The organism is Parabacteroides sp. AF14-59 (assembly GCF_003479515.1).
GTDB lineage: Bacteria > Bacteroidota > Bacteroidia > Bacteroidales > Tannerellaceae > Parabacteroides > Parabacteroides faecis.
On the sequence record NZ_QUHH01000017.1, the window covers coordinates 132983 to 140408 of the forward strand.

Annotated in this window: 8 protein-coding genes; 5 read left to right on the plus strand and 3 right to left on the minus strand. The window is 44.7% G+C overall.

Annotated elements, in window-relative coordinates; translation table 11 throughout:
- Window positions 1-147 precede the first annotated feature (147 nt).
- Genes DWW23_RS17785 through prmC form a run of 3 tightly spaced genes read right to left on the minus strand, consistent with a single transcriptional unit; the run spans window position 148 to window position 2151 of the window.
- A complete protein-coding gene (locus DWW23_RS17785) occupies window positions 148-834 on the minus strand; it encodes a ComF family protein (protein ID WP_187576520.1) in 687 nt (228 codons plus the stop codon).
- A complete protein-coding gene (locus DWW23_RS17790) occupies window positions 818-1306 on the minus strand; it encodes a regulatory protein RecX (protein ID WP_122354665.1) in 489 nt (162 codons plus the stop codon). Before DWW23_RS17790 ends, DWW23_RS17785 begins: the two co-directional genes overlap by 17 nt.
- Window positions 1294-2151 carry a peptide chain release factor N(5)-glutamine methyltransferase gene (prmC, locus tag DWW23_RS17795; RefSeq protein ID WP_122354667.1) on the minus strand — a complete coding sequence of 286 codons (858 nt, stop codon included), beginning with the start codon at window positions 2149-2151 and terminating at the stop codon, window positions 1294-1296. The genes DWW23_RS17790 and prmC overlap by 13 nt, the downstream gene beginning before the upstream one ends.
- 54 nt (window positions 2152-2205) lie before the next feature.
- Here prmC and ribD point away from each other — a divergent pair, with 54 nt between their 5' ends.
- The 5 genes from ribD to DWW23_RS17820 form a co-directional block, all read left to right on the plus strand.
- Window positions 2206-3270, plus strand: a complete 1065-nt coding sequence (gene ribD, locus DWW23_RS17800; protein WP_122354669.1) for a bifunctional diaminohydroxyphosphoribosylaminopyrimidine deaminase/5-amino-6-(5-phosphoribosylamino)uracil reductase RibD — start codon at window positions 2206-2208, stop codon at window positions 3268-3270.
- A gap of 64 nt (window positions 3271-3334) precedes the next feature.
- Window positions 3335-4765, plus strand: coding sequence for a DUF6242 domain-containing protein (locus tag DWW23_RS17805; RefSeq protein ID WP_187576519.1), 1431 nt, complete (start codon window positions 3335-3337; stop codon window positions 4763-4765).
- A gap of 81 nt (window positions 4766-4846) precedes the next feature.
- Window positions 4847-5566: a DUF6089 family protein gene (locus tag DWW23_RS17810; RefSeq protein WP_122354673.1), complete on the plus strand. Its 720-nt coding sequence runs from the start codon at window positions 4847-4849 to the stop codon at window positions 5564-5566.
- An 8-nt stretch (window positions 5567-5574) separates the two neighbouring features.
- Window positions 5575-6318 (plus strand): isoprenyl transferase, encoded by a 744-nt coding sequence (locus DWW23_RS17815; protein WP_122354675.1) that lies wholly within the window; start codon window positions 5575-5577, stop codon window positions 6316-6318.
- Between the two features lie 14 nt (window positions 6319-6332).
- Window positions 6333-7426: outer membrane protein assembly factor (locus tag DWW23_RS17820; protein WP_305037002.1), on the plus strand; the 1094-nt coding region annotated here is incomplete at its 3' end.

The window sequence follows — 7426 nt, forward strand, 5'->3', positions numbered from 1 at the left end:
CCTGCGACAGGAGAACAAGCAGTATTAGTAATACTAAAGTAATAAAAATAAAGTAACTCTGTTTTATCTCTGTGAAGAGAGAGTGCAGGAGAAAGCCCGGTCAGTAACTCTGTCGGGCTTTCTGTATTTATAGTTGTTTGCTGTTTTTCAGGCGATCGCTACAGCCAGTATGCTTACCCGTACTCCGGGAACCGTCAACAGTGCTTCGGCACATGCTCCGATGGTCGAACCGGTGGTGATGACGTCGTCTATCAGGAGGATATGTTTGCCTTCCAGTTCTTTCGGGGCGACCACCGAAAAGATATCCTGTACGTTCTGCCAGCGCTCGTAGGTCGGTTTGTTTGTCTGTGTGTCTGTCTCTTTGATGCGGCGGAGGCTGGTGGTATCTATGGGGAGTTGCAACAGGCTGTTCAGTCCCCGGGCTATCCATTCGGATTGGTTGTAACCGCGCTTTTTCTTTTTTCCGGGATGAAGCGGGACGGGAAGGAGCAGGTCGGGACAGTCTGACTGGATGGCTTGCCGGTAATGCAGACCTGCCATGCGTCCCAGCCGGAAGCCGATCTCACGGTTGTCGTGGTATTTCAAGGAATGGATGAGTTGTTGTACGTGGCCGCCTTTCTCATAACGAAGGAAAGCGGTAGCCCGGTAAACGGGAACTTTTCCTGCGAACAGGAATGTGGCAGGATTCTCTTTCAGGAAATCGTAACCTGTACAGGGAAGGTCGCAAAGACATTTCAGGCAGATATGTTCTTCCCCTCCGACAAGAGGAGTCTGGCATATCATGCAAAGTTTAGGAAAGAAGAGATTCAGCAGGTCGTTAAAAATCTTCCTCATAATCGTTACCGTTGAATAATTGTTTCAGGCAACGGGAAACTTCGCGGTTCTCAAAACCACGGCCAGCGGCAAAACGGAGAAGTTTGATGTAAATATCCCGGTCGTCTTTTCCTTTGGTCGACTTCTTTTTCGCCTTTAGCAACGATTGGAGGATATGGGCATATTCTGTTTCATCTATCCCTTCCAATGCTTCTGTACGTATGGCGGCGGGGATATTTCTTTTTTGAAGTTCGTAAGCGATTTTGATGCGTCCCCATTTGTTGAAACGGAACTTATCGTTCACAAAGTAGCGGGCGAACCGGTGTTCGTCGATGAACTTTTCCTGAAGCAGGCGTGCGATGATGCGTTCGCTTTCCTCCTGAGTGAGTCCGGCAGCCTTGATCTTTTTTTGTACGTCCTGGATGCAACGTTCGGCTGTCGAACAATAGGCGGCAGCACGGCGTAACATTTCTGCTTCGGTTATCTGTTCCATGTCTGTGCTTTTACGAAGCGGTCTTTGCCGGATAGGTCCTGTATCAGTTCTACATTTTTGAATTCCATCATGCGCAGCATGTTCACGACGGCTTCACCCATCTGTGCGTTTATTTCGAAATAGAGATACCCTTTTTTCTTCAGTTTCTGTTCGGCAAAACGTGTAATGTTGTTATAATACAACAGAGGATTGTCGTCGGGGACGAACAGGGCGAGCGACGGTTCGTAGTCGAGCACGTTTTTCTCCATTTCCGATTTTTCCTTTTCCATGACATAAGGAGGATTGCTGACAATGACATCAAACTCCTCTTCTATGGAATCGGCTGTTTTGGAGGGCTGAAGAATATCTTTTTCATAAAACGTGAGCTGCACACGGTTGAGCCCGGCATTCTTTCGGGCGATTTTCAGGGCCTCGGGTGAGATGTCGAGTGCAGAAACCTGCGCTTTGCTCAATAATTTTCTTAACGTGATAGCGATGCAACCACTTCCTGTGCCTACATCCAATATGTCGATGCTTTTTTTCGCATAATCATGTACGATCAGCTCGACCAGCTCTTCCGTTTCCGGACGCGGGATCAGGACAGACGGGTCTACCAGAAACTCGAATCCGTAAAAGTCGGTTTTACCGAAAATATACTGGATCGGTTCATATTTTGTCAATCGTTCTACGATATTATAAATTTGTGTCTTTTCCTTATCGGATAATTCTTTATCTTTGCAGAGTAAGAATTGATGCGGCTGGATATCGCACACGCGCTCCATTATCAAGCGAATGAAAGCTTTAATTTCACTAAGCGGATAATAGTCTTTAAGCGTATCTTGTATGTAGGCGACAGTCTCGGTCATAAAATTGTAATTTTAATGCAAAAGTAATGCAAAAACCATTTATAAGCAAAGAAAATGGTCGAGGTTGAAAATAAATATATGGCTCGCTGTATTTCACTAGCTCGTGGCGGAGCGGGTTGTGTGGCACCGAATCCGATGGTAGGAGCCGTGGTTGTACACCAAGGTAAAATTATCGGAGAAGGTTATCACCGGAAGTATGGCGAAGCGCATGCCGAAGTGAATGCAATCGCTTCGGTCCGTGATGAGTCTTTGTTGAAAGAGGCTACCATGTATGTTAGCCTGGAACCCTGTTCGCATTATGGGAAAACTCCTCCCTGTGCCGAACTGATCATAAAGAAACAGATTCCGCGTGTGGTGATCGGGTGTCTGGACCCTTTTCCGGAAGTGTCGGGAAGAGGGGTGAGGATGCTCCGGGAGGCAGGCGTGGAAGTGGTGACCGGCGTAATGGAGAAGGAAGCCTGGGAGTTGAACCGGGTGTTTATGACTTTTCAGGAAAAACGGCGCCCTTATATTTATTTGAAATGGGCGCAGAGTGCGGATGGCTTTATGGACCGCCTGCGGACGGATAATTCGTCGCCGGCTGTCGTGTTGTCTTCTCCGGAGACTATGCGCAGGGTACATCGTTTGCGGGCGGATGTGGCAGCTATCATGGTCGGGACACAGACGGCTTTGCTGGATAATCCTTCGTTGACGGTACGTCATTGGGCGGGAAAGTCGCCTGTCAGGGTGGTACTCGACCGGACCTTACGTATTCCGTCTCATTATCATTTATTCGACGGAACGGTAAAAACATTGGTATTTACGGCAGTAGCAGATGCGATAAGCCGGGAGAATGTGGAATATGTCACCATTGATTTTTCACAACCGGTTTTGCCGCAGGTGATGCATGAGTTGTATATCCGTAAATTAAATTCCCTGATGGTGGAGGGGGGAGCTACGCTTCTCGGCCATTTTCTAAAGGAAGGTTTATGGGATCAAATGTTGGTTGAAACAGCCCCTGTCAGTCTGGAATCGGGTGTGAAAGCTCCGGATCTGGATAGGGTGGCCTCTCTGGTACTGACGGACGTGAAAAAAGTGCAGGATCATGTAATCTCTATTTTTTCAAGGAAGAATCAGTGAGCGAAGTAGTTTAATGGAACTAAAATATTATAAATATTAGCCGATATTGGGAATAAAGCAAAAAATGTTTCTACTTTTGTGGCTTTATATGCAACAAACTTATTTTTGGATGAAAAATAGAATAGTACTATTTGTAGCGGGATGTATTGCATTGTTTCTGTCTTCTTGTCTGAATTCAGACGATCAGGAGTATGATGTACCTAAGGATTGTCAGTTGACATCTTTTTATATAAGTCATGACTCCATACTGGGAGGAGAGTTGGATACAGTGAAGTTTGTGATCGATCAGGTAAACGGAAAGATTTTTAATCCGGACTCTCTGCCTTTCGGTACGGAAGTAGGAAAGGTCGTTTGTAAGGTGACGAATGGCTTAGGATTGGTTTCCATCGAGGTGACACAAGATGCGTTGCCGGATTCTACCTTTTATTGGAATAAAGAAGATTCGTTGGACTTCTCTAAACCTGTTAAATTTGTAACAAAGGCTTATGATGGTATTTCATCAAAGGTTTATACTGCTTGGGTTAATATTCATCAGGTAGTACCTGATTCTATGACCTGGGAGCTATATGCAAGTAATGTACTTGGCTTCCCCGTAAAAGAACAGAAAGTCATAACGTGGGGTGAGGAAGGTAATGAGTACTATTATATGTACGCACAAGCAACTGATGCAAGTAAGGGATATTCATTGCATAGCTCTTCAGTTTCGAATGCCAGAAGCTGGACGGATATGACTTTGAATGGTCTGCCAGCCGGTGAAGTCCGTCTTTCACAGATGACTGAATACGGGGATGCATTGTATGTGCCGACAACAAAAGGTGCGCTTTATCGCTCTGTCAACGGACAAGACTGGACGATTGTAGAGCAGACTTATTCAATAAAGGCTTTACTGGGAGCGGTCAATAACGAAAAAGGCTTGGGACAGTCTTCTTTCCTGTCAGCCATTGCTGATAATAACGGTACATTGGACTTTATTTATATGAATAAAGACATGGAATGGAAAGCGGGTGAAGCTGTACACGACGGATTCCCGGTTAGTGGCTTTGGTTCTTTGGCTTCTTATTCTTCGGGTAGCAAACAAAACAGTCTGACTGTTGTTGCCGGAAAAGATAGAAACGGTAAGTTGCTCAATTCTGCCTGGGGTACCATGAACGGTGGACAGTGGGTATTGCTGACTGATCAGGAATCGGATTATTTTGATAAGAGAGAGGGTGTTCTGCTTTCTGCTTATGATGATAAATTCTGCCTGGTAGGCGGTATCGACGAGGCTAATAAGGCACAGAAAGATATGTATTTCTCCAGAGACGGTGGTGTGACATGGACTTTGTCGGACACATTGACTGTAATGCCGGAAGATTATAAAGCACGAGGTTTTGCATCCGTTTTAGTGGATAAAGATAATTTCATGCTGATTTTCGGAGGAAAAGAGAATAATAATGCGAATGATCTGGATCAGATCTGGAAGGGTCGTATAAACCGTTTAGGTTTTAAGGATTAATAAAGTTCGTGGATGGTAGTATAATTTTAAGAAGGTTTTACCGTTAGAAAAAGAAGTGTAGTAACATAACAGCATTGCAATATGACTTCAACTTTTTTTCAACGGGTTCTTATACTGATACTGCTGGCCGGTTCATTTTCCGGTCTCCACGCACAGGAATATAAATATGAAATAGGCGGAATGACCGGGGGCGCCTTCTATATGGGAGATGCCAACAAGAATGCTTTCTTTAAAGGAATGAATCCGGCAGTGGGAGCAGTATTCCGCTATAATGCCAACTTCAGATGGGCTTTTAAGGCAAATCTGATGTGGGGACAGGTTTCGGGTAGCACGGAAGGACTGGAAAATGTTTTTCCGGACAATGCGCAGGCATCGTTCAGCCGTAGCTTGGTGGAACTGGGCGGACAGATGGAATTTAACTTCTTTCCGTACAGTGATAAATTTGATTATGCAGGAGCGAAGCGCTTTACTCCGTATGTATTCCTGGGATTGGGAGTTACATACGGCACAGGAAATGAAGCGTTTTTCGGACCGAATATCCCGTTAGGGGTAGGCGTAAAATATAAGATCAAGAACAGGATTAACCTGGGTTGCGAGTTCTCTTTCCGTAAATTGTTCGGAGATAAATTCGATGTTACGAACGGAGATAATGCAATGCTGGATAATCCTTATCAGATAAGCGGCAGTTTTTTGAAGAACAAGGATTGGTATTCATTTTTACTGCTATCTGTTACCTGGGACTTCGGTCCGCGTAACAGGCCATGTAATAGTATAAACAGTAACAGTACGTTTAGATACTGAGAAACACTATGTCATTGATAGAGGAAATAGACAAAAATCGCTTGCCGCAACATGTGGCGATTATTATGGATGGAAACGGACGTTGGGCCAAAGCGCAAGGGAAAGACCGGAGCTATGGACATCAGGAAGGTGTTGTTTCTGTTCGTAAAGTGGTAGAGGCGGCAACGGCTATTGGGCTGAAATACCTGACAGTGTATACGTTTTCTACAGAGAATTGGAACCGGCCGGAAGAAGAAGTGAAGGCATTGATGAGTTTGCTTGTCTCTGCTATTCATCGGGAGACCCCGGATTTGATGAAAAATAATGTACGTCTGATGGCGATCGGTAATCTGGACCGTCTGCCGGAAGATGCACACGCTACGTTGCTGGATTGCATCGAACAAACTTCTGCCAATACGGGGACTACTCTGGTATTGGCTCTTAGTTATTCATCCCGCTGGGAAATAACAGAAGCTGTCAAACAGCTCGCTATTCTTGTAGAGGAAAAGAAAATAACCCCCAACGATATAACCGAGGCAGTTGTCTCGGACCACCTGACGACTAAAGGCATTCCCGATCCGGATCTGTTGATCAGGACCGGAGGAGAAAAACGCATCAGTAACTTTTTGCTGTGGCAATGTTCGTATGCGGAGTTCTACTTTACCGATGTCTTTTGGCCGGCATTCAGAGAAGAAGAGTTGTATGAAGCTATATTGTATTACCAGCAACGTGAACGCCGTTTCGGTAAGACAAGTGAGCAATTAATCTTATAAACAATAGCTGTTATATGTACAAAAGAATAGTGCTGTTTTTTATTTTCCTAGGTTTTGCCTGCGGAGCATTTGCCCAGGAAAGTGACACTACCCAGGTTGAAGCACCGGCAGAAGTGCCGGTCATTGATTATTCGTTAGCGCCGAAACGGTATAAAATTGCCGATATCAAGGTAACGGGTATTAAGAATTATGATGATTTCGTGTTAATCGGTTTCTCCGGACTATCGGTCGGTGACATGGTCACTATCCCCGGTGATGAGATTACAACAGCGGTAAAGCGTTTTTGGAAACACGGATTGTTCTCGGATGTAAAAATCCTGGCAACCAAGATTGAAGGTGACGAGATCTGGCTGGAGATCCAGTTGAAGCAACGTCCCCGTATATCAGAAGTAAATTATCATGGTATAAAGAAAGGGGAACGGGAAGACCTTGAAGCCAAGTTGGGCTTGAAGAAGGGTTTCCAGGTAACTCCCAACCTGATGGACCGTGCAAAGATCGTTATTCAGAAGTTCTTTGACGGCAAAGGTTTTAAGAATGTAGACGTCGATATTGTACAACGTGATGATTTGTCCAAAGAGGGCGAAGTGATCGTCGATATCAATATCGATAAGAATGAAAAGACGAAGATTCATCGTATTTATTTTGAAGGAAACAAGGCTTTGTCTAACAGGGACCTGAAGAAGGCGATGAAGAAGACGAACGAAAAGTTCAGTATTCCGAACGACTGGAAGACCAGTATCCTGGAAGCATTCAGTACGAAGAAGTTCACTACGGAAGAATACGAAAAAGATAAGCAGAACATTATCTCCAAATATAACGAACATGGTTATCGTGACGCGGTATTGCTGGCTGATAGTGTTGTGAATTTTAATGAGAAGAAGGTCGATATCTTCCTGAAACTGGAAGAAGGAGACAAGTATTATCTGAAAGACATTCGTTTTGTGGGTAATACGCAGTACGCTTCTGATTTTCTGGAGGCGATCCTCGGAATGAAGCCGGGTGAGGTGTATAACCAGAAAAAGTTGACGGAACGTTTGTCGACAGATGAAGATGCTGTATCCAATGTCTATTATAATAATGGTTACATCTTCTTTAGTGCCGACCCGGT

Coding starts and splice junctions, on each gene's coding strand:
- DWW23_RS17805 (WP_187576519.1), top strand. CDS start 3,335: ATGTTTCTACTTTTGTGGCTTTATATGCAACAAACTTATTTTTGGATG.
- ribD (WP_122354669.1), top strand. CDS start 2,206: ATGGTCGAGGTTGAAAATAAATATATGGCTCGCTGTATTTCACTAGCT.
- DWW23_RS17810 (WP_122354673.1), top strand. CDS start 4,847: ATGACTTCAACTTTTTTTCAACGGGTTCTTATACTGATACTGCTGGCC.
- DWW23_RS17815 (WP_122354675.1), top strand. CDS start 5,575: ATGTCATTGATAGAGGAAATAGACAAAAATCGCTTGCCGCAACATGTG.
- DWW23_RS17790 (WP_122354665.1), bottom strand. CDS start 1,306: ATGGAACAGATAACCGAAGCAGAAATGTTACGCCGTGCTGCCGCCTAT.
- DWW23_RS17785 (WP_187576520.1), bottom strand. CDS start 834: ATGAGGAAGATTTTTAACGACCTGCTGAATCTCTTCTTTCCTAAACTT.
- prmC (WP_122354667.1), bottom strand. CDS start 2,151: ATGACCGAGACTGTCGCCTACATACAAGATACGCTTAAAGACTATTAT.